General features: G+C 45.2%; 21 protein-coding genes and 2 pseudogenes. 6 read left to right on the forward strand and 17 right to left on the reverse strand.

Annotated features, from left to right (window positions below):
* Window positions 1–57: 57 nt before the first annotated feature.
* From PUW25_RS14575 to PUW25_RS14585, 3 genes and pseudogenes are all read right to left on the reverse strand, one after another.
* Window positions 58–261, reverse strand: a pseudogene (locus PUW25_RS14575) (class II aldolase/adducin family protein); the annotation flags it as partial.
* A gap of 167 nt (window positions 262–428) precedes the next feature.
* Window positions 429–1,400: a glycoside hydrolase family 43 protein gene (locus PUW25_RS14580; protein WP_047910383.1), complete on the reverse strand. Its 972-nt coding sequence runs from the start codon at window positions 1,398–1,400 to the stop codon at window positions 429–431.
* Window positions 1,401–1,469: 69 nt separating this feature from the next.
* Window positions 1,470–3,761 carry a beta-L-arabinofuranosidase domain-containing protein gene (locus tag PUW25_RS14585; protein WP_274338380.1) on the reverse strand — a complete coding sequence of 764 codons (2,292 nt, stop codon included), beginning with the start codon at window positions 3,759–3,761 and terminating at the stop codon, window positions 1,470–1,472.
* 259 nt (window positions 3,762–4,020) lie between these two features.
* Here PUW25_RS14585 and PUW25_RS14590 point away from each other — a divergent pair, with 259 nt between their 5' ends.
* A complete protein-coding gene (locus PUW25_RS14590) occupies window positions 4,021–4,869 on the forward strand; it encodes an AraC family transcriptional regulator (protein WP_047910385.1) in 849 nt (282 codons plus the stop codon).
* Here PUW25_RS14590 and PUW25_RS14595 read toward each other — a convergent pair.
* A complete protein-coding gene (locus tag PUW25_RS14595) occupies window positions 4,860–5,396 on the reverse strand; it encodes a DinB family protein (RefSeq protein WP_047910386.1) in 537 nt (178 codons plus the stop codon). The two genes, PUW25_RS14590 and PUW25_RS14595, sit on opposite strands and share 10 nt — an antisense overlap.
* A 30-nt stretch (window positions 5,397–5,426) precedes the next feature.
* On the opposite strand from PUW25_RS14595, the gene PUW25_RS14600 reads away from it, so the two are divergent.
* Together PUW25_RS14600 and PUW25_RS14605 are read left to right on the forward strand one after the other, a co-directional pair.
* Entirely contained in the window at window positions 5,427–5,855 is a 429-nt protein-coding gene (locus PUW25_RS14600) for a hypothetical protein (protein WP_047910387.1), read from the forward strand.
* Window positions 5,856–5,873: 18 nt separating this feature from the next.
* Window positions 5,874–6,053: a hypothetical protein gene (locus PUW25_RS14605; protein ID WP_047910388.1), complete on the forward strand. Its 180-nt coding sequence runs from the start codon at window positions 5,874–5,876 to the stop codon at window positions 6,051–6,053.
* Window positions 6,054–6,527: 474 nt separating this feature from the next.
* Here PUW25_RS14605 and rbsB read toward each other — a convergent pair whose 3' ends face one another.
* The 6 genes from rbsB to PUW25_RS14635 are packed head-to-tail and all read right to left on the reverse strand — an operon-like array spanning window position 6,528 to window position 12,214.
* Window positions 6,528–7,445 carry a ribose ABC transporter substrate-binding protein RbsB gene (gene rbsB, locus PUW25_RS14610; RefSeq protein ID WP_047910713.1) on the reverse strand — a complete coding sequence of 306 codons (918 nt, stop codon included), beginning with the start codon at window positions 7,443–7,445 and terminating at the stop codon, window positions 6,528–6,530.
* A 16-nt stretch (window positions 7,446–7,461) separates the two neighbouring features.
* Window positions 7,462–8,430, reverse strand: coding sequence for an ABC transporter permease subunit (locus tag PUW25_RS14615; RefSeq protein WP_274338381.1), 969 nt, complete (start codon window positions 8,428–8,430; stop codon window positions 7,462–7,464).
* 1 nt (window position 8,431) lies between these two features.
* On the reverse strand, window positions 8,432–9,916 hold the full coding sequence (locus tag PUW25_RS14620; protein ID WP_274338383.1) for a sugar ABC transporter ATP-binding protein: 1,485 nt from the start codon (window positions 9,914–9,916) through the stop codon (window positions 8,432–8,434).
* A 29-nt stretch (window positions 9,917–9,945) separates the two neighbouring features.
* Window positions 9,946–10,341 (reverse strand): D-ribose pyranase, encoded by a 396-nt coding sequence (gene rbsD, locus PUW25_RS14625; protein WP_274338384.1) that lies wholly within the window; start codon window positions 10,339–10,341, stop codon window positions 9,946–9,948.
* Entirely contained in the window at window positions 10,341–11,228 is an 888-nt protein-coding gene (gene rbsK / locus PUW25_RS14630; RefSeq protein WP_274338385.1) for a ribokinase, read from the reverse strand. The genes rbsD and rbsK overlap by 1 nt, the downstream gene beginning before the upstream one ends.
* Window positions 11,225–12,214, reverse strand: coding sequence for a LacI family DNA-binding transcriptional regulator (locus tag PUW25_RS14635; protein WP_274338386.1), 990 nt, complete (start codon window positions 12,212–12,214; stop codon window positions 11,225–11,227). The genes rbsK and PUW25_RS14635 overlap by 4 nt, the downstream gene beginning before the upstream one ends.
* Before the next feature lie 154 nt (window positions 12,215–12,368).
* On the opposite strand from PUW25_RS14635, the gene PUW25_RS14640 reads away from it, so the two are divergent.
* A complete protein-coding gene (locus PUW25_RS14640; RefSeq protein ID WP_274338387.1) occupies window positions 12,369–12,863 on the forward strand; it encodes a hypothetical protein in 495 nt (164 codons plus the stop codon).
* Window positions 12,864–12,910: 47 nt separating this feature from the next.
* Complete coding sequence (locus PUW25_RS14645) at window positions 12,911–13,393, forward strand: hypothetical protein (RefSeq protein ID WP_274338388.1); 483 nt, start codon at window positions 12,911–12,913, stop codon at window positions 13,391–13,393.
* Between the two features lie 464 nt (window positions 13,394–13,857).
* Here PUW25_RS14645 and nasC read toward each other — a convergent pair whose 3' ends face one another.
* Genes nasC through PUW25_RS14660 form a run of 3 tightly spaced genes read right to left on the reverse strand, consistent with a single transcriptional unit; the run spans window position 13,858 to window position 18,090 of the window.
* Entirely contained in the window at window positions 13,858–16,017 is a 2,160-nt protein-coding gene (gene nasC / locus PUW25_RS14650) for an assimilatory nitrate reductase catalytic subunit NasC (protein WP_274338389.1), read from the reverse strand.
* A gap of 55 nt (window positions 16,018–16,072) precedes the next feature.
* Window positions 16,073–17,029, reverse strand: a complete 957-nt coding sequence (locus PUW25_RS14655) for a (2Fe-2S)-binding protein (RefSeq protein WP_420800548.1) — start codon at window positions 17,027–17,029, stop codon at window positions 16,073–16,075.
* Complete coding sequence (locus PUW25_RS14660; RefSeq protein ID WP_274338391.1) at window positions 16,918–18,090, reverse strand: NAD(P)/FAD-dependent oxidoreductase; 1,173 nt, start codon at window positions 18,088–18,090, stop codon at window positions 16,918–16,920. The genes PUW25_RS14655 and PUW25_RS14660 overlap by 112 nt, the downstream gene beginning before the upstream one ends.
* 461 nt (window positions 18,091–18,551) lie before the next feature.
* Here PUW25_RS14660 and PUW25_RS14665 point away from each other — a divergent pair, with 461 nt between their 5' ends.
* Entirely contained in the window at window positions 18,552–19,784 is a 1,233-nt protein-coding gene (locus PUW25_RS14665; RefSeq protein ID WP_047910397.1) for a nitrate/nitrite transporter, read from the forward strand.
* 121 nt (window positions 19,785–19,905) lie between these two features.
* Here the strand turns inward: PUW25_RS14665 and PUW25_RS14670 are convergent, their stop codons facing one another.
* From PUW25_RS14670 to PUW25_RS27530, 4 genes and pseudogenes are all read right to left on the reverse strand, one after another.
* Window positions 19,906–20,328 (reverse strand): cupredoxin domain-containing protein, encoded by a 423-nt coding sequence (locus PUW25_RS14670; RefSeq protein WP_047910398.1) that lies wholly within the window; start codon window positions 20,326–20,328, stop codon window positions 19,906–19,908.
* Between the two features lie 273 nt (window positions 20,329–20,601).
* Complete coding sequence (locus PUW25_RS14675; RefSeq protein WP_047910399.1) at window positions 20,602–20,787, reverse strand: type II toxin-antitoxin system antitoxin; 186 nt, start codon at window positions 20,785–20,787, stop codon at window positions 20,602–20,604.
* A gap of 18 nt (window positions 20,788–20,805) precedes the next feature.
* Window positions 20,806–21,660, reverse strand: coding sequence for an SPFH domain-containing protein (locus PUW25_RS14680; RefSeq protein ID WP_047910400.1), 855 nt, complete (start codon window positions 21,658–21,660; stop codon window positions 20,806–20,808).
* Window positions 21,661–21,852: 192 nt separating this feature from the next.
* Window positions 21,853–22,425 (reverse strand): annotated as a pseudogene (locus PUW25_RS27530) (pectate lyase); the annotation flags it as partial.
* Window positions 22,426–22,458 lie beyond the last annotated feature (33 nt).

Consider the following 22,458-nt stretch of genomic DNA (forward strand, 5'->3'; position numbering starts at 1 on the left):
GATCTAGAATCCCTTTACGCGGATTGACTTTAAATGCTTTGGCAAGCGCAGCTAAAGAACCATCCAGGGAATGATGCCTACTCCTTCTGGAAACACAACGATGCATTCTGTACACATTTCCCATAAGGACTGCGTGAAGTGACGATCCTCCAATTCATGAATAAATGTCATCGCAATGACATGCGCCGGATGTGTATGAATTATGGTGCGATGCGTTGGATCTATTTTCAAAAATTCAAGATACAGCTTTAAATCCTGCATATCAGTACGAAACAACACAAACAAATAATATATTCCTGTTACAAAAAAATAAACGTAAGACAGACTCTAGTAACCATGCAGTCCGTCTTACGTTATCTATCATTTAAACCAGCTGTATTTTTTCAATCACGAATGATCTGATCATTCAACTTCTACTTCAACTTCAACTATCGTATTTCCGCTTCTTGCTTCGTCAGACGATCCTGTGCAAAATTCCAATTCTTAATGCGCTCATACTCCTCCAAGGTAATCGGCAGCACGGTTCCGTGCTTGAAACCATATGGGAAGCTGAAGCTCTCGTCAGAACGAATAAACCTTCCACTGTCGATATCATCTGCCAAAAATGGTACATAGCCCTGTCCTTCACCTTCCACACCGAAAAAGTCGAGCAGCAGACACCACCTGCCATCCTTGACCTTAAATGCCGTTGGCGCTTCATAAGCATGATGTCCCAGCTTCGCCATCTCTTCATCAAACGCTTCAATCCGGGTATGCTCACCAGTAAGAGTATTGCCCTTTTGGAGAATGATCCCCTCTGGATCCTTCTCGCTTTTTAGAAAACGATAGAAGATTCCGTTCTCCTCATAAATGGCCGAGTCAATAATTCCACTCCCGTCTTTGCGGCACAGCATCTGCGGCTTCGAGAAATGAACGAAATCCTTCGTGCGGGAGTAATAGATCGCCTTATGTCCATAATTGTTGGAGGCATGAGCAGAAGACCAGTGCAGAACATAGTCCTCATTCTTGCTGTCATAAATGACATCGGGTGCCCACAGACAGCCAAAGTCCTCATCTCCAAGCTCAATCATTCTCTGCTCAGACCAATTCACCAGATCCTCCGACTCCCACAAAGACAAGCACTTGCTTCCTTCTCTTGAAATACGGGACCAGCTGCTCTTATACTTCGTATTGAATCCATTTGCCAAACTCAAATCCGTTGCAATAATGAAGAACTTTCCTTCTTTCGTCCGGACGATGGTATGGTCTCTAACTCCTCGATCACCCTGTTTACTCCACAGCACAGGATTTCCATCATTGACTTGCTCCCAGTTCAGACCATCCGTACTCAGACCAAAATAAACCTGTTCACCGTCCGGTGTTTTCTTCTCTTTGAAATGCACAAATAGATAAGCGTCCATTACTAAATTCCTCCTTCTGAGATTTAAGGGAATGATCTAGTGTTATTTTTAAACCAAGGTGACTCATGCTTAAATGTTAAGCGGCCGCATCGTTCGCAGCACACCATAAATTCCATTCAAATCTGCTTCTGGCATGAACTTAACGACAATTTGACTGCTCTGTTGGATTAAGGCTTGCGGAATCGGATACTCCTTGGTTACAAATTCTCTTCTACGTTCATACCCGGTTTCCTCTCGCGCGAGAAGCTGATCATTCACATAAATGTTCATGGCACGATTATGATTGATGAGGAAGTACGTCACCTGAAGCACATTCTCATCATCTGGATCGACAGCCAGCGTATAGCTGAACCAGCCTTCCTCATTGGCAAGCCTGCCATTCTGGCCATCCCAAGCTCCGCTGAACGTATTCTCTCCTTTGATCCCATGCTGGAGCTCATACTGATCATTGCCTACCTGAACACTGTCAATCGTTGCCTGCTTCGTGAGGGCCTCAAGCCTGCCAAGCTCCAAATGACGCTCCAACTCCTTCGAGTTGGATTCAACTATGTTCCAGTAGATACCGTATCTTTCTGTATGCTGCTTATAGTGCGGTGTAAAAATCAACCGGTCATCCTCATCGGTATTCCTTAATCGAAATTCCATTCGATCCTCTTCTTTGACCATATGCTCTTCTATGGACAGAATCCATTCTTTAGGACTCATTCCGTTTGGAATGATAAAGTCCTTCACTAGCATTCGCTTTGTTGGCACTTGTACCATGATGCCTGTGCTGGACAGTGACATATCTTCATTCCCTAGAGCTGCGCTGAGTACAATTGGACCATACTGGAAGCCAACCGCCGCGGGATTGTCAGGGAGCCTGCAGGCAAGCACCTTCATCGGCAGAACGATATGCAACACATCACCGTTGTGCCAGGTGCGGTCTACCTCCAGATATTCATTTTTGATCTCAGGTTCAAACCGCTTGCCATTTAATAGAACTGTTATTTCACCCTTAACCCAATAAGGCACTCTAATATAGAGCTTCATCGCCTTGTCTCGGCCATCTGCCGTTTCCATCGTAAACTGGACATCATCACGATCCGGTATACAGGCGGTTTGCGTAATTGTTATATCCTCCTGTGCAAAATCCAGCCTGGAGCTAATAAATTGATTCACGTACAGCTCGTTGTCATTGTAAAAATATATGCTGTCATTCAGCTTCGTAAAGCTCTCCATTCCCGTACCTGTACAGCACCAGAAGTGCTCAAATGGAGAGCTATATATTTTGAAATAACCAGTAGCCATTGGCTGGAAATACATGGTCATTCCCGTTTCGGGATTTTGCGAGGATAGAATTGCATTCATGTAGCTCGTTTCATAATAATCGGCATACTTCTTGTCCCGGGTTAGTTTGAACAGCTCACGAGTCAGCTTCAGCATGTTATAGCTGTTACAAGTCTCGCAGGTGATATCGGACCGCCTTGCATCCAGAACATCCGGATCTCCAAAATGCTCGGATTCACTGTTGCCTCCTGTCATATACGTGTGATGATAAACAACAATATCCCAGAATTTCTTGGCTGCCTCCAAATAAAATTTCTCACTGTCACCAAGTGTTAGATAACGGTTAAGCGCTCCCAGAAATTTAGGAATCGTTGTGTTCGCATGCTTGCCTTTTAATATATCTGCACCCTGAGCAATTGCTTTGAACAAGGGAATCTCATCGAATTTGTGAGCTGCTTCCAAGTGCTTCGGATCGGATGATATTTTATAAAGATCATACATGCAGTCATTCATACCGCCGTATTCTACAGACAGCACGATTGTTTGCAGCTCTTGAGACCAGCGGGATGTGCGTAAGGCAACCCAGTCTCCTAATTTACAGACCAGGCTCTTGGCATCAGCCACATTCGCTCTCTGGTAAACAGCGATGAGTCCGGCGATCAGTTTATGTATGGTGTACCACGGAACCCAGGCGGGTTGTCTCTTCTCCACATTATCGATCAAGCTCTCGGGAAATGCCGACAAATAACCGCTTTCAAACTGACATTCGGTAAGCTCGCTTATGATATAATCCAATTTGTTAAGCAGAGCCGGATCTCTCGTCTGCTCATAAGCTTGAGCACATGCAGTCATGAAATGCCCGAGCGTATGTCCCCGAATCTCGGTGTCCTCCCATCCCGGATATTTCTCTGCCTTCGGAGGAAGGCCTCGGTTCTCCCGAAATCCAGCGAGCAGACGATCCAGGTCATAGCTATGTAAATAGTGGAGCTCTTTCTCAAATGCGTTAATATGAAACTCTCCAGTCAAGTGCACCTGGTTGATAGCAAAATCCTGCAGTACATGACTTTTTACTGCTTCTTCCTTTGCAGACATCTTTCTTCCACCTTCCGAAACTCTTCTATACGGTTCAGCTTGCTATTTCAGAATAACGATTTCATATCTAGGAGTGAAGTGGAGAAACGTTCGAATTCGTGTAAAAAAGTCAGACGATTGCGTATTGATGTATATGAGCATAGAATTTAAAATCATAGTTAAGACCAACTAGTGGTGCCTTTTCATCCCCATCCATTATAATAAGATACAGCAAGCTGAAGGTGTGAAAAAGACAGATACATACGGAGGATATACATCAATGGATGGATACACATTTAACATAGAGAAGCCCCTGCTATTACAAATGACCGGAAAGTTCGCATCACCTGCTCCGGACTGGGTACATATGAACAGAATTCTGATGGATTACGAGCTGTTCGTACAGACCAAGGGCAGGCTGTATATCGCAGATGATCGAGAAGAGCATGTACTTGAAGAAGGAGATTTTCTGCTGATGCCTCCTAGAACGAAGCAATTCGGTTATAAGGAGTCCGATTGCAGCTTTTATTGGCTTCATTTTACATCTGAAGAACCATCCTGTATGATTCCTATCCGTGATTATCAGCCTGTTCAGCACCATATCTTCATTCCGCATAAAGGCCGCCTTCGAGGCATGGACAAGATTGTCATCATGATGAAACAGCTGCAGGACTCCCTGCGCAGTTATCAGGATTCGACACTCGGTAATTACATGGCGACTACCATTCTGTGCGAGCTGTATCATCAGTCCTATGCTGCTGACAATGTATCCGGCAAGAAGCTGAAGCAGCTTCAGCTCTATAATGATATTGTGGATTATATCAACTGGAATCGGTTTGAAGCAGTCAAGGTATCGGAAATTGCTGATTATTTCGGATATAATTCGAAGTATCTGTCGCACTTGTTCGCATCGGTTTCAGGCGTCACCCTTAAACAGTATATTGTACAGCAGAAGATGGAAGCGGCTGCTTTTCTCTTGACAGACACTAATCAAACCGTCCAGGAGATTGCCATGCAGCTCGGATACCATGACAGCCAGCATTTTATGAAGTCCTTCAAACAGATCACACATCTCACCCCAACGGACTTCCGAAACGCCGCTGCTAATAGACTGCTGTATTACAAGTGATTCACTTGGACCTTGTTTCGATACCATTTTCGAAGCTGGTTAATATGAGCCTGATGATAACGGTTATGGTCTGCCATGTGCCATATCCCCCAGCGAATCGTTGCTTCCTTCTCATTCTCATGTCCGAACCTGACGACTTGTTCCAGATCTTCATCTGTCAGCTTTCTGCATGTATCTCTTAACATTACTAATACTTCTGTATAATCTGACATAAATGTGTCTATTGAAACTCCAGTAATCCTGGGAAGTCTGCCATCTTGATCAATCATGGGGCCATATTTATCCCTATAAGTTGAAGGCAAGGGTTGTCCATTAATTCTATACACCCAGTTCAAATCGACATATATAAGATGTTTAATCAGCTGGGCAGCGCTATTATGGCGATCGTCAGGCCCTCTATAATCCAGCTCAACTTGCGTCATACCCTGTGTAATCTGCCGAAGGCGCTCGCAATTTTGTTCCACAGCCGAATACAACATAGCTACGATTGAAGACATTTCAGAGTCACTTTTTAGATCATATAACATTGAATGATTCCTCCTAGGAGATGATAAATAATGGATTATAGGACAGCACAGAAAAATGCTGCAGTCGTTAAACAAATCGTTGATGTATATAGGCTCTCTAGAAATGATGTAACATCTGACGAAATTTCAGATCTCGAGAAGCAAAATCTATGGGACAGCCAGCAGTCAGTGCTCGAACAAATATTAGATAATTGCTCCTTGATCGATTTAAAGGTTATCTATGCAATTGCATCCATTGGATATCATGAGAGAGGTGTGCGACACCGTTATTTAAACAACGGCAATGAATCCGTTGAAATTATAGAAATGGGAATTACAGAAAACGAAGAAGAACTGCTGAGCAAGCATAGCAAGTATATCGCTTTCCTCTCTGAGCAAGAATTGAGAGAACAATTGCTAGCTCGTATTGACATGTCTCAAGATTTGATAGAGGGCATGAAGATTATAAAATTAAGCTGAGGGCTAAGGAGGTTCCAGATGATCATTGCCATTCTCGATGAACATAATACTGCCGCCTACTATAACGTAATTGATGAAGTCGGGCGCAATTTACAAGCATTGCAATATGAATTTGATCGTTTTCTGAGCAGCCTGGAGGGGAATCATCCCTTCCGATCGTATACTGAGATTGTTCAGAGTAATGGGGAAGTCATATAATTCTATTGATTATGATTATTTGCTCGCTTTTTTCTGATTCCTTGGACAATCCAACCCAATCCAATACAGAATAAGACAATGCTGATGGGATCAATGGCCTGATCTGATATTAAATCTTTAATTACAACAAACATTTGACATACCAATATGATGCCAGCATATACAAAAATCATATTCGTTTTGTCCTTAAAAAATTTCCTGCCAATGAAATTAACAATGAGTATGATTGCAATGGCATAGAAGATTATGATTCCCATGATCATTAGAGTCATCATTGAAACACTCACAATTAGCACCTCACTATAATAAAATTCCGGCTATTATATTTGGTAGATCCTTACAGTATTATTTTTTCATAATAACACATTTAAGCTTGTATCAACGATCCAATTAAAATAAAACACCTCCAAGTTCATCTCCGACCTCAGAAAGTCGTGAATGTTCTTGAAGGTGTTTTAATTTTAAGCAAATCTACTATTCTTTCGTCGTCAACTTCAGTGGTGCAGCAATCATTTCTTCTACTTCATTGCCTTGAAGCACATCCGCTGCGGCTTGGACAGCGAGTTCACCGATTAGTGCCGGCTGCTGTGCTACTGAAGCGGTCAGCCCTCCAGCATTAATGGACTTAATCGCGTCCTCATTACCATCAAAACCAACAACAATTACATCTCTGCCTGAGCTTTGAATAGCCTCAAGTGCTCCGAGCGCCATCTCATCATTGTGGGCAAATACGGCCTTCGCATCCGGATTACCTTGAAGCAGGTTCTCCATAACATTTAAGCCTTTGGTTCGATCAAAATCGGCTGGCTGCTTAGCCACAACATCAAGCTTCTCATCAGCAATATTGTGGAAGCCCTGACCACGCTCCCGTGTCGCGGACGCACCTGCCACCCCTTCCAGCTCAATGACTTTTGCTCCTTCGCCAAGCTGTTCTATGATGTACTGAGCTGCCATTTCTCCGCCCTTCACGTTATCCGATGCCACCAATGCTTCTACTTCACCTTGGTCTGCAGAACGGTCCAGCGTAATAACAGGAATACCGAGCGAATTAGCTGTTTGTACTACGTTTGAAATTGCCGCCGAATCCGTCGGGTTAATGAGCAGTGCATTAACGCCTTGCTGAATCAGATCATCTACGTCATTGGATTGCTTCGCGGAATCATCCTGTGCATCCACAATAACAACCTCGATCCCTTGCTTCTCTGCTTCAGCAACAACGCCGTCTTTTAGGGCAACGAAGAATGGATTATTCAATGTGGATATGGATAGTCCGATTTTTATTTCATCTGTGTTACCGTTGTTGTTCGGTTTAGCCCACTCTGGCGGCTGCATAGAACAGCCCGTCATAATGATCATGAGCACTGCGGTGAACAATAAGGTTAGTTTTTTCATCATGTCACTACTCCTCTTATGCAGATTTCTTACGGTCAATCAGTACCGCGATAACGATCACGACACCCTTAACGACCATTTGATAGAATGATGATACGCCGAGCAGGTTCAAACCGTTGTTAAGAACTCCGATAATCAGTGCCCCGATTAAGGTCCCTACAATAAGCCCGCGGCCTCCTGTCAAGCTTGTACCCCCTAATACGACAGCAGCGATCGCATCAAGCTCATAAGATTCACCGGCTGTCGGCTGTGCAGAGTTAAGGCGGGAAGTCAGAATAGCACCCGCTAGTGCTGCCATCATACCTGCAAGAGAATAAATCATAATTTTGACACGATCGACCTTAATACCTGATACAAGCGCCGCCTTCTCATTACCTCCGATGGCATACGTTTTGCGTCCAAACGAAGTTTTATGCAAAATGACCCACAGAATAGCAAATGTAATCATCATCGTAATGGCCGGCACTGGAATGCCGAGGAAATATCCACGTCCGAACAGCTGGAATGCCATACTGTCTCCAAGACCCGTAATCGGATTCCCGTTCGTGTAGACCAGGGTTAATCCCCGGAAGATCGTCATACTGGCAAGTGTTGCAATGAAAGGTGCCATCTTACCTTTGGTAATCATGAGTCCGTTCATCATCCCCATAATTCCGCCCAGCAGTACCCCGACAATGATGGCAAGAATCGGATCCAGACCGGACAGCATTAGGTTAGCGACAATGGCACTGGACAGTGCCAGAATCGAACCGACGGACAGATCAATACCGCCAGTCAGAATGACAAAGGTCATACCAAATGCAAGAAGTGCGTTAATCGATACCTGTCTTAGCAAATTCAATATGTTAAGCGGTTCCAAAAATCCCGGGTTCATAATCGTTACAATGACGATGAGCAAGATGAGTCCGAGCAGTGGTCCAAGCTTCCCTGCAAGCTGCGACAACTGAAGTCCTTTTTTATTACTCGTTTCCTTTACACTGGTCATGTTATTGCCCTCCTGTTGCTAGCGTCATAATTTTCTCTTGTGTGGCTTCATCGCGGCTGAGCTCTCCACTGATCTGTCCCTCATGGACAACGATAATCCGATCACTCATACCGAGCACCTCCGGCAGTTCTGAAGATACCATGATAATGGCAACACCGCGGTCTGTCAGCTCATTCATCAGCTGGTAGATTTCCCGCTTGGCACCTACGTCAACGCCTCGTGTCGGTTCATCAAGGATCAGCACACTTGGTCCAATACCTACCCATTTAGCAATAACAACCTTCTGCTGATTCCCACCTGATAGATTTCTCGCTGCCGTTTCTGACGATTCCGTCTTGATCAGAAGCCGTTTGATCAGTGTGTCCACAAAGTCCTTCTCTTTCTTACTGGAGATCAGACCTGCTTTGCCGCTGAAGCTGAACAGATTAGGGAGTGCCATATTTTCACGGATTGAAAAATCAAGCACCAGACCTTCATCCTTACGATCTTCCGTTATAAAGCCAATTCCGTGCTTCACTGCATCATCGGGCTTGCGGATATTGACCTTCTTGCCCCGCACCCACATCTCTCCACTATGAAGGGAATCAAGTCCGAACAGGGCACGCATGATTTCAGTTCTTCCTGCACCCATGAGTCCGGAGAAGCCCACAATTTCACCAGACCTGACGCTGAAGCTTACATTGTCAAAAGCATCCTTGCGCCCAATATTCTTGACTTCCAGCACGACCTCACCCGGCTTCGGGTTTCTAGCAGGATAACGTTCTGTTAGTTCTCGGCCAACCATCTTCCGAACGACTTCTTCAAAGCTTGTTTCTGGAATCGGCTTGGTATCCACCGTCTTCCCGTCACGCATTACCGTAATCCGATCGCAGATCGTAAAGATCTCCTCCATCCGGTGCGAGATATATACGATGGATACGCCCTGCTTGCGCAGCGAGTTAATGACCGCAAACAGCTTCTCAATCTCTCGTTCTGTCAGAGCAGCTGTCGGCTCATCCATTACGATAACTTTGGCATTCGTCATGAGCGCTTTGGCAATCTCAATCATTTGCTGCTGCCCTACCGAGCATTCTCCGGCTTCCTGATCCAGCGGAATGCTGACGGCCAGCTTCTCAAACTGTGATTTTGCCAACGCTTTCATATGTTTCGTATTTAAAAACCCCGCTTTGCTGGTCAGCTCCTTGCCGATAAACAAATTCTCCAACACTGTCATATCCGGCCAAATGTTCAGCTCCTGATGGATAAAAGCGATACCGAACTGCTCTGCTTCTCTGGGATTAGAAAAATAGGTCTCTTTCCCGTCAATCAGAATCGTTCCCTCGTTCCGCGGATGCAGTCCGATTAGAATATTCATCAGTGTTGATTTGCCGGCTCCATTTTCACCCATGAGTGCATGAACTTCACCTTCAACCAGATCAAAATCCACACCTGTCAGCACTTGATTCGTTCCAAATGCCTTATGAATTCCTTTCATTTGAATATGCATATTTGATTTCCCTCCTCGATGACAATCTGTCAGAAGTACACACCGGACTGTAAGATGCAATTGGCATAAGGCTTTGCTTCACCTGTGCGAATAATAACCTTAGCGTCCTGTGTCAGCTTCTTAAATTGCTCATGCGAATGATATTCCACCGACTGATTTGTAAACTTCTCTTCTATAAAATGGAGCGCTTCTACATTCTCCGATTTAATCTCTTCCGCCAGAATGATCTTCTCAATCTCCATATCTTCAGTAATCGCCTCAACCACTTCTATAAAGCTGGGGGTACCCAGCTTTATAGAAAGGTCAATCTTATGAACACCTTCAGGCACCGGAAGTCCGATATCCGCAATCACAATTTGATCCGTGTGCCCCAGATCTGCAAGCACCTTTGAGATATGACTGTTTATTATCCCTTGCTTCTTCATTACAGATTCGCCTCCACTTCTTTACGTGTCGGCATTCCCCCTTGTGCGCCGAACTTCATGACAGACAGCGATGCCGCACGGTTAGCGAACTTGATGCTATCCTGCAGGGACTTGCCTTCTGCTAGAGCAACGGCAAAAGCAGCATTGAACGTATCACCTGCACCGGTCGTATCGACAGCTTCCACAGCATAACTGGGAACCAGAATCTCTTCCGTTCCATCGTAGTAGCGAACTCCGTTCTTTCCTTCCGTAATAAATAGCTTGTTCGGATACTTGCGGAGCGAATTCTCCACGCTTGCTCCGTCAAAGATGATCTTAGCTTCATGCTCATTCGGTGTAATATAGGCAGCTTTTTCAATCACTTCATCGCTCACTGAGCGCGCAGGTGCCGGATTTAACATGAGCGGCACGCCTAGTTCACTGCACAGAGCTGCAACATGCTCCACCGTTTCCTCCGGAATCTCCTGTTGAATCAGCACGATATCCGAGTTCTTAATCACTTCCACGATCTGATCAACGTAGGCCGGTGTCACCTCATCATTGGCTGCTTTTACAACGACAATACTGTTATCGCCTTCAGCAAGGATAATATGGGCCGTACCGCTTTCCATTTCTGTAACCGGTTCCACATAGTCGACATTAACTCCATTTTGCTTGAAATTGTTCAGGATGATTTCGCCGTAATGGTCATCACCCACACGTCCAATCATGGTAACCTCAGCACCGAGTCTGGCAGCAGCGACTGCCTGGTTAGCACCTTTGCCTCCCGGAACCGTCTTGAAGGATTCTCCAAGCACCGTTTCTCCTGCACCAGGGCGTTTATTGGACGTCACGACAAGGTCCATGGAGGAGCTGCCAATGACCGTTACTTTCGCTTTTTTACTCATTTATTTTGCGCCACCTTTCGGGTTGTATTCCGTTCAATATATTCAACTGGAAACTGAATGTAGGTCTCCATATTATGTTTGTTATCAATTAGTTGTATCAGCAGCTGGGCAGCAGCTCTTCCCATCTCATATGCAGGCTGTCTAATGGTTGACAATGCCGGTGATAACAATCCGCTGATCGGAATATCATCAAATCCAACGATCTGCACATCCTCTGGAACTCTTCTGCCTCGTCTTACGGCTTCATGAATGACCGCAATCGCTGCCAGATCATTACTTGCAATAATGCCGTCCGTAGAAGGATAAGTATCAAACAGATTTGTAGCCAGTTTATCTACGTTATGAAAAGAAAAACTTGAAGTCTGGATTACATGATATTCCATTCCCGCTTCCTCGAGAGCATGTACAGCTCCCTGATATCGATCCTGAGCCGGTTTGACATGAGCAGGACCCTGCATCACCGTAACTTCTCTGCTGCCCCCTGCGATAATTGCTCCCGCGGCAAGTTTGCCGCCCTGCCATCCATCTGCATAAACCGAAGGCTTATCATGTGATGTTCGATCTAGGAATACGACAGGCAAGTTAATAGATGTGTACGTATGCGTATCCGGATTATTTGTGAGCGTGATTACGCCGACCACATTATTTTGAGTAAACGTTTGCAAATATTCCAGCTCTTTCTGTTCATTCTCATCACTGTTTCCGATAATGATACGGTAATCATTCTCTCGCATTTCATCTTCCACACCTCTTGCGATCTGAGGAAAATATGGATTCGTGATGTCAGGAATGAGCAGTCCGATCAGCTTCGACTTGCGTTTATATAAAGATCTCGCAACTTCATTCGGTGAATAATCCAATGCCAGGATGGCATCCTCTACTTTCTTACGTGTATCTTCATGTACATAACCTGCGCTATTGAGCACCCGGGACACCGTGGCCACCGATACACCTGCTTGACGCGCTACATCCTTAATTGTTGCCATCTCTGTCACCTCGACTATGTGTAACCGGTTACAGGTTTAAGATAACACAGTTTCTCACATGTTGCAAGCTCATAATGAACATCTATATTCTGCCATATTATTTCATGGTAAGATGGAGGTAAGCTTTAAGTATATGGATAGGAGGTACAGCGCCATGGGATTATTTAAAAAGATCACTTCCCTATTTGGTACAAATGAGCACAAGCCTAATCCGAAGAAGAGGATTGAAACGCCTGAATTTATCTACTCACATAACCTTCCCGAGCAACTAGGAATCATGTCATCTGTCCATTCACTGAACAGATTGGCTGCTCGTCTTGAGGATGCATTAAACGATACATATATGAATCAGGTGAGAGACCGAGTCATGTCCAAGCATCGTTATACAGCCGAGAAATATAACTGGATGCTGCTTGAGCTTAAGCGATACTTTATTCTCTGCTCTGTACTCAAACATGTGCCTATGTACAGCAACGATACTGATGTCATATGGCATGAAATGCTGATGTTTACACAGACTATGAGGACTTCTGTCGGAAATTCACCGGTGATTTCATCCATCATCAGCCGCATAGTGTACAGCCAAGCGAAGCCGAGCGTGTCAGTGAGAGATCTTGGTACGATCTCCTATACAGTCGTCTCTTTATAATCTTTCCAGAGAATGAGCAATTATCCAGACCATTCTTCAAGCAGCCTATGGAGGAAGGCATCCTCAGGAGAATAGAGCATGATCCGAACGATGAAGTGATAACCGCAAGACTAAGGGCAACCAATGATCTCGATGTGAAGCAGCTTCAGGAGGAGCTGCTGCTTGCACTTAGCCATCAGATCAGAGAAGCTCATCTGCACTTGGATGACTTGTTAAGTCAAGATACGTTGTCTGCAAAAAACCAACAGAAGACTTCACCGAATGTGTTACGAAGCAATGCGGTGATGGACCCTGTTCTCTCTATCCTGCTCATATCTACGTCTACTTCTTACTTATTCGAGGAGGCTCCACCTTCTGAGGAAGAGCTTCGTAAAGCGCAAGATACCAGCGGTGGCGGCGGATGTTCCGGCTTCCACTCGAATGAACATGAACGATCCGAATCAAATACTTCTGACTTTTCACCAAGTGATACATCGGATGGAGGCTCATCGTGCGGAGGTTCTTCCTGCGGCGGCGGATGCAGCAGCTGAATTCTGCAGATACACATTTCTGTATTCTTGATATAGGCATCTATGTGAAGGTATAAAGGAGTGGTGAGATGATTGGAAATCTAGATAAGTTACTCTTTGTTCTCTGGCGAAGGATCTTTTCTCGATACACAATTAGTATCTACATGTCACACAATCAAGAACACTTCCAGAAAATCATTTATAAGCTAAACAGCCATCAGGTTGATTATAGGACACAAATAACAAATACCGGCTCCTCTGGAGTCAGTTTGGGCGGATTCTCTGCACAGTATGAAATCTTCGTAAAAAAAAGCGACATACATTTAGCTGAAAAAGTGATTAACCATTAAATAGAGCTTTACTCCATTAAATCTGTTCTCTAGAATCAAAGGCTCCTCTCAGCGGAATGCTGGAAGGAGCCTTTGATATTTTTATAAATGAGCTTCGTTATAGCACCATACTGATCAAGATGATTCACATTCGTGTTAATAGCTCATTTCTATTCGTACCGCTGTCGTCTTAAATCCCGGCATTTTACAAAAAGGGTCCAGCTCGCCGCGTGTGGCTCGATTCACATTTTGGACTCCTCCCCAATGCATTGGTACAAATAAAGTATCCTTTCGGATCTGCTCATTGAAACGGCACCGAACCTGGAACTCTCCGTATCGAGAGGTGATTCTTACCCAGCTCTGTTCCTTAATCATATAGTGACGTGCCGTGTCTGGATGAATCTCGACGAAGTTCTCGACCTGACGCGAAGCAAGTCCTGGACTCAGCCTTGTCTGTACTCCTGTCAGATAATGAGACAGCACCCGGCCATTCGTCAGCATAAGTGGATATTCCTTAGACAATCTTTCCTTCACCATTTCACTTTCTTCTGCTGTAAATACAGCTCTGCCATCAGCATGTGCAAACCGCTCTTCAAAGATTCTGCCGACTCCCTCTTCGTCTTCCGCAGGACAAGGCCAGTACACTCCTTCTTCCTTCCGCAGCCGATCATAAGTGATGCCATAATAATCGGCAATACCACCCTTACTGGCGATTCGAAGCTCGTTGAATATGTCTTCTGCCGAGGTATAGTCAAAGTATTTGCCTTTACCAATAGCTGCTGCAAGCTCCCGAAGAATCTCCCAATCATGCCTGCAATCCCCGGGCGGCGGCGTCACCGCTTCACGCAGGAGTACCCGCCCTTCCAGATTCGTGAGCGTACCCGTGTTCTCTATATATGAGCTTACGGGTAGAACAACATCCGCTAAACGTGCCGTTTCGGATAGGAACATATCCGCCACCGCCAAGAAAGGAACCTTCTCCAGTGCTTCTTCGACGAGTGTAGCGTTAGGATTCGAAACAATGGGATTCGAGCCCATCACAAACAGCGCTTCAATTGCCCCTGTATTAACGAGCTCCATCATTTCGTAAGCAGATACTCCCTTTCTAGGAATTTCATCAGGTTCTACTCCCCACACAGAAGCGATGTAATTACGGTCCTGCTCATCCTCAATGGAGCGGTATCCAGGAAGCTGATCAGCCTTTTGACCATGCTCCCTGCCTCCCTGTCCGTTCCCTTGACCTGTGATTGCTCCGTACCCGCAGCCTTGACGGCCGATCTTCCCTGTCGCAAGCAGCAAATTAATAAAATGTCTGACCGCGAGGTGTCCATCTGTCTGCTGCTCCACCCCTCTCGCCGTTAACACCATACCTGTCTTGGCCTTACCAAACATGTCAGCTGCAAGCTTCAAATTTTCTTCGGATACCCCGGTGTTATCTGTAATATAATTCCAATTGAGCTTATCCAGATATGCCGTCAATTGTTCATAGCCATTTGTTCTATTAGTAATAAAAGCCTGATCCAAGAGCCCCTGCTCCCTCAGCCGTTTCAGCATTCCATCAGCAAGCAGCATATCCATACCCGGACGTACAGCCAAATGAAGATCAGCCATAGCAGCTGTCGATGTTCTGCGCGGATCAATCACAATAATAGAAGCATTTTTTTCTTGAGCTCTAGTAAAATACGGCATAAGTGTAGGCTGGCATTCTGCAATATTGGTGCCCGCAAGTATGATACATTTTGCATGCTCAATATCAGCTAAAGGAAAGGTTAGACCCCGATCCATTCCAAACACCTTAGCTCCAGCGGATGCAGCAGCCGACATACAGAATCGGCCATTGTAATCTATATATTTAGTGCCTATGCCGATCCGCGCAAATTTCCCGAGCATATATGCTGTCTCATTAGTCAGTGATCCGCCGCCGTATACGCCGACAGCATTGCTAGGTACAGACTGTATCTTTCCCGCAATATACTGAATCGCTTCGTCCCAGGAAGCTTCCATCAGTTTACCGTCTTTCTTAATTAACGGGGACGTAATGCGTCTTGCACTTGTCGTATGCTGATGCGCATTCATGCCCTTGACACACATTCTTCCTTCGGAAGCTTTGTTCTGCGTCCCTTTGGATTCTGTCACATACTGAAATAACCGGGGTGTCGATTTAGAGACAAGCTCACGGGATTCGACCGTGACCTCCGCTTTGCACTGCACACTGCAGAATGGGCATTGGGTCGTTGCATGATGTATTGCACCCTGCAGTTCCGAAGCTGCTTCTTGATTATGATTTATTACTTCTGTAGAGCCTGCTATTTTCATGTTGCATTCCACTCCTTCCTTTTATCTCCACATCTATATCTATCATGTATATCGTTCATGCAAATTCCAGCAGCCTATGCTCCAACCCCATAACGCGTTCTCGAATGCTTCCGATCCCTGCGCGCTCAACCCATTCCCACGTTTTCTCGTTGAACCAGCCTTCGGTACTGTAGAGCTCCACCGTAAACTGAGCAGCACGGATCGCCTCTTCTCTCGTGTCCGTAATACATAAGAGCTGTCCCTCTGTTACAGGATGCCTTGCATGACCCCCTACGTAGATTTCGTATCCAGCCGGGCACGACTGAACAGCTATATCATGCAGCAAGATCCCGAACACGGACTCTGCTTCCTCTGAGGCGGCAGCATAGATGGTAGAAGGAACCGGCTGCTCAGCGCACCAGCTTATAAATTCATCAAATGTATCGATCGGCAATGATGGATGCTCAGTTCCTTGCGATCGGTTTCGCTGTATGTAGTATGCAATCGTTTCTTCACAGGTCCGGCATCCATCTGTGTCTGTAGTTAAATCAAGCAGCTCTCGTACTTCTTCTGACGATTCAGTGCCCGTCGTACTAATGAGCTGTATCAGCTCCTCGTGTCCGGTTGTCATGCAGGGGCAGATGCTGTGATCTGTAGCGGATTCCAGCTCCATGCCGCTGGTTGGCGCCGAAGCACCGGACAGTGTAACCTTCACAAGTGCCTCCAGCATGGGCCTGCAGCCACCACACGATCCGGATGCCTTCGTCTTCTGCTTTACTTCATCCGCAGTCGTAAGCCCATCCTTCTCCATGACCTTCATAATCGCAGATTTGGACACTTGATTGCAGGCACATACCGTCTCGCCTCCCGGCATCGCGGCAACAAGAGCTTCCATTCGGTTCTCACCAGCTGGTGCGGGCTTTATTGCCGCAAGCTCATGAGCATCTGCTTGACGTTTAATGTATCCGAGCATGGTCTGAGATTCGGTCGTATCTCCATATAAAATAGCACCAGCAAGCTTACCGTCACGTATCGTCCTTTTTTATATTTGAATTGCAGCCGGTCATACTCCTGAACTGCTATGCTGATATCCGGTCCAATCTCCCCAACAGAGAATAGATCGACACCGGACACCTTCAGCTTGGAATAGGGAATTGAGCCTTGATAGGCTTCGGTTTCCATATGGCACATCTTACGTGCCAGCACTCTTGCCTGATCGTACAGTGGTGCAACCAGTCCATAACAGATTCCCTGATGCTCGGCACATTCTCCGACTGCATAAATATATTTATCACTCGTCTGCATGTAATCATCAACAATAATCCCCCGACTCACGGCAAGCCCGCTGTCTCTTCCGATGTCCACATTAGGACTGATTCCTACAGCAAAAACAACCAGATCCGCCATCAGCTTGCTTCCGCTGGCAAGCCGAATTCCCTTTGCCCGGCCATCTCCAATGATTTGGACCGTTTGCTGTCCAAGCCGGAATTTCATTCCTTGCGCTTCCAGCTCCGTCTGCAGCAGTCCTGCGGACATCGGATCCAGCTGTCTATTCATCAAGTACGCTGCATTATGAATCACTTCCGTCTCCATCCCAAGGTTCAGCAGACCTCTTGCGGCTTCCAGCCCCAGTAGTCCTCCGCCAATAACAATGGCTTTCTTAAATTTCTTGGCGTATTCCATCATAAGAAGACAATCATCCATGCTTCGAAAAGCAATAACACCTTCCTGATCACTTCCCGGGATCGGCGGGATAAACGCTGATGAGCCTGTCGCAATCAGAAGATCATCGTAAGACAGCTTCATTCCAGAGGAAGTTTCTATCGTTTTTTTCTTTCGATGAATCCGTGTGACCTTCTCTCCCGTGTAAAGTTTGATCCCGTTCTGTTCGTACCAGGTCCAGTCATGAATAATAATATCTTCAAATGAAGTTCCGCCCTGAAGCACTTTGGACAATTCGATCCGATTATAGTTCGGCCTAGGCTCTGCGCCAATCACCGTTATTTCATAAAGCTCATGGTTTAATTGAATAATCTCTTCTATACATTTCATGCCGGCCATACCGTTCCCAACGACAATCAACTGCTTCTTCATCTAGTATTCCTCCATCCCATGCCTATCTCTGTAGAGAAACCACGATCTTTTATATAAGTGAAAAAGAACAAAAAAGCCCCTTTTTCATCATAAGAAAAAGGGGCTGCGCTGCCTCACGAAACAGCACTCCGTTGTGCTGAACTTATATATAAGAGAATATAGGATACCTGATCCTATGTCAATATTTTTAACACAAAATGCTTTCAAACGATTACTTTCATTTTTTTCAATAATTTGCGTTAAGTATCTTGACATATCGAATTTCAATTTCTATAATTCAGTGTACAGTCAGTCAAACAGAATACATAGTGATTCACAATGAAGTGAATCATGTGTCACGGCAATGAGGCCGCAGCTCGAACCCTTTTAATTAAGGGGCGAATTGCGGCTTTTTTTGATGCAGTGGAGATCCCTCTTCATGATGGGTCTGATCTATTAAAGATAAAAAGGGAGAGATTAGGATGGAGAAAAAAAGTTTCTGGAAAAGCGGGCATAACCCCACACTCTTCGGTGCATTTTTTTATTTCGACATCAGCTTTATGATCTGGGGCCTGATTGGTCCGCTTAGTGTTGTTATTGCAGGAGATTATCCGATGGATGCGGCGCAAAAAGCAAATCTGGTTGCACTCCCGGTATTGAGCGGCTCTATCCTTCGACTGCTCTTCGGGTATCTGACCGACCACATTGGTCCCAAGCTTACCGCGCAGATCGGGATGATCGTTACCTTGATTCCTTTAGTTCTCGGCTGGCAGTGGGTCAGCTCACTTGATCAGTTGTATGTTGTTGCACTGCTCCTTGGTGTAGCTGGCGCTTCCTTTGCCGCAGCACTTCCGCTGGCGAGCCAGTGGTATCCCAAAGAGCATCAGGGTCTGGCCATGGGAATTGCCGGAGCAGGTAACAGTGGAACCGTACTTGCTACTCTATTTGCCAACCGGCTTGCTACACATTTCGGAAGCTGGGAAGTCGTATTCGGACTCGCCATGATTCCCATCATCATCGTCTTTATCCTCTTTACGATCTTTGCCAAGAACAGCCCGAATCGTCCTGCTCCAAAGACCTTTGCTCAATATGCCCATGTCTTAAAACAAAAGGACGCACTGATTCTCTGTTTATTTTACTGTGTTACCTTCGGTGGTTTTGTCGGTCTATCCAATTATCTAACGATCTTCTTCAATACTCAATATGGGCTATCTGCTGTACAGGCAGCCGATATCGCAACTTTCTGTATTATTGCAGGCAGCTTCTTCCGGCCCGTCGGGGGCATGCTCTCTGACCGCTTCGGCGGAACACGTATTCTGACATTCCTCTATGCAGGAGCTGCTCTCATGCTGGTAGGTGTTTCATTCCTGCCTCCACTCCCGGTCGTCGTTGTGCTCTTGTTCATCGGCATGATGTGCCTTGGTGCGGGTAACGGTTCCGTGTTTCAGCTCGTTCCGCTGCGGTTCGGCGCCGAGATTGGTCTCATGACAGGAATTGTCGGTGCGGCCGGAGGATTGGGTGGATATGCGCTGCCGCTTCTTCTCGGAAACCTATACAAATCGGTTGGAAGCTACACCCCTGGATTCTTAATTTTAAGCGTCGTCGCTGCTGCCGCTTGTATTCTCGTGGTTACCATGAGTCTGCAATGGAGAAAAACATGGCTGCAGAAGCAGGGCAAGAAGACTGCTGCCATCGCTGCTGAAGTCAACGCATAGGAAGTCAACGCATAGATTATTGAATAAATAGGTGGACAACCAAAACTTTAAACAAGCTACAAAAAAAGAAGCAGTGATCTTATCCTAAGCGATAACGATAAGACACTGCTTCTTGCTATTGTCATTTAACGGTTAGTGTTCCAAAGGTCATATACATACCGCAATTGAAATTATAAGTTCCCGGCTCAAGTGTTGTATCCACGGTATAATAATTATCGCCTTTTTCCAAATATTGAAGCATATCAAAATCCTCTGAGACAAGGCTGGTAATATGAGTAAGGTTCGTCACCTTCTTAAAGTTGATCTTCGTTGGTACACCTTGCTTCACTTCGATATGACTAGGAGAGAACCCCTTATCATTAATTTCAACAGTTACAATCTCATAATTACTTAAATCCTCTTCTTCTTGTACGGTCTGTCCTCTATCCAGAGCAGATGGAACCATGCTGTTCCCTTGGAAGAAGATGATCAAACCACCTATAACAAGAATGGCTGCAAGCCCAATTGCCAGGAACGGCCAAGATTTCATTAGCTTTTTGTTCATACGTAAACAAGTCCTCTCGAGAAACTTCTAATGTATTGCTTTGCTTTATATGTTAAGGATAAACCATATTGTCAGTGAACTAAATGACCCTTTGTAGCTATTTCCTAACATTCTTTTGTCAAAATTATAAACATTATGTGAATGAAGCCTTGAAATGCGGAAAAGAGCAGCGTCATCTAAAAGACAGCTCCTCTTCTTCCTATTCCCTATTATATACGTAATTGTTAAGGCTTAACCTAACTGATGCGAAAGTCTTGTTACATTATACTCTTGTCACTCTTCGTTATTGTCAGTAATCCGCTTAGGGCCGGGTAGTCTCCCCGCATCTCTTAGAGCTTCTCTTAACAGAAACTCAATATGACCATTTACGCTTCGGAATTCATCAGCTGCCCAGCGCTCCAAAGCCTCATACGTAGCCTGGTCGAGGCGGAGAGGGAAGCTCTTCTTCTTACCTGCCATTAATACGGATGTCTCTCATTAATAAATGGTGCTGGTGTTAATGACCGGCTGGGCAGAACGATCAGAAACGACAGCAACAAGCAGATTATTAATCATCGCAGCTTTGCGTTCCTCGTCAAGTTCAACAGCTCCTTCTTTCTCAAGCCGTTCAATCGCAAGCTGTACCATTGTTACCGCACCTTCTACTATTTTCTCCCGAGCGGAGATAATGGCAGATGCCTGTTGTCTTTGCAGCATTGCACTTGCAATCTCAGTAGAGTATGCCAGATGTGTCAGGCGGGATTCACGCACGTTAACTCCTGCAATTTCCAGACGAGCCTGCAGCTCATTGGTGAGCTCCATGGCGATCTCTTCCGCATTGCTTCGCAGAGAGAATCCAGCTCCGTCTAGATTATCGTAAGCATATTTACTTGCCACATGGCGCAGTGCAGTCTCGCTCTGAATTTCTACAAAGGATTCATAATCATCAACCTCAAACAGTGCCTTTGCGGAATCCACGACAGAGAAAACAACTACGGCTTCAATCTCAATAGGGTTCCCTTCTACATCATTTACTTTGAGCATCGAGCTGTTGAAGTTACGGACACGCAGCGAAACCTTCTTCTGTGCTGAGAGCGGAATGGTCATATAAAACCCACTGTCACGAATAACCCCCATATACTTACCGAAAAATGTAAGTACCATCGCTTGATTCGGCTGGACAACTGTCATTCCCGTAGACAGCAAGACAGCAACGACAGCAAGAATGGAGCCATTAATATATCCTGCAGTTTCACCTGTACTAAAGGCAAAGACTCCTGCAGCGATTAGCACAAAAACTACAAGCAGACCTACAAATCCATTTACACGAAATACTTTTTTCTCCTGGAACAATAAACATCACCGCATCTCTCTACAATATTGTTTTGATATATTTATGATATCACTTTTTACTTTAATTGTAAACCAAACTTATGAATTAATACATTATTGAACATAAAAAATGGAACGCTTCTGTGTGTTAGAAAACGTCCCATTCTTTATTCGATCATATCATTTTATAAAATGCATTACTGCACCTATTATTTAATACTCCGTGTTATTATTCTCATATACATTCTTCACGTTGTACCATTTCTGACCGACATTCGAATAGATTGTATTCGTCATAGATACCGTACTGGTTGTGCTATCTGTTCGGAATATCGATTCATCCATATTGGAGATGTCAGAGCTATCAATAAAGACTTCAACTTTAAAAGTAGATCCTCCAACTTGACGGATGAGCTTTCCTGCATTGCTTGAGACAAAGTTGTATACATTCAACCGACCAGGAGCATTTAACATGATGACCTTGTCTGCTCCGTTGTAAGCTGCTCCACCGTTCAGAGTAACCGTTCCAGAGCTCTTCAGAGTGAGTGCATCTTCCCCAATGTCCTCCCAGACAATATTGGCTAAGTAAGCGTTACCATATACGTGAACACCATCCGCTGCTGGAGCACCAATCACAACATTTTTCAATGTTGCTCCATTCTCCAGACGGAACACTGGATCTTGTCCCTCATCCTGACTGCCATCACCTAGTGCCGATCCAGCGACATAGCGCCGTCCGAGCCCATCAAATACTTGTCCTGCTTCAACGACAATCGTCGAATTTACGGTCGTTGTTCCATTCGGTGATACTTTGACCAG

Origin of the sequence: Paenibacillus urinalis, assembly GCF_028747985.1 — a bacterium.
Lineage (GTDB): Bacteria > Bacillota > Bacilli > Paenibacillales > Paenibacillaceae > Paenibacillus > Paenibacillus urinalis.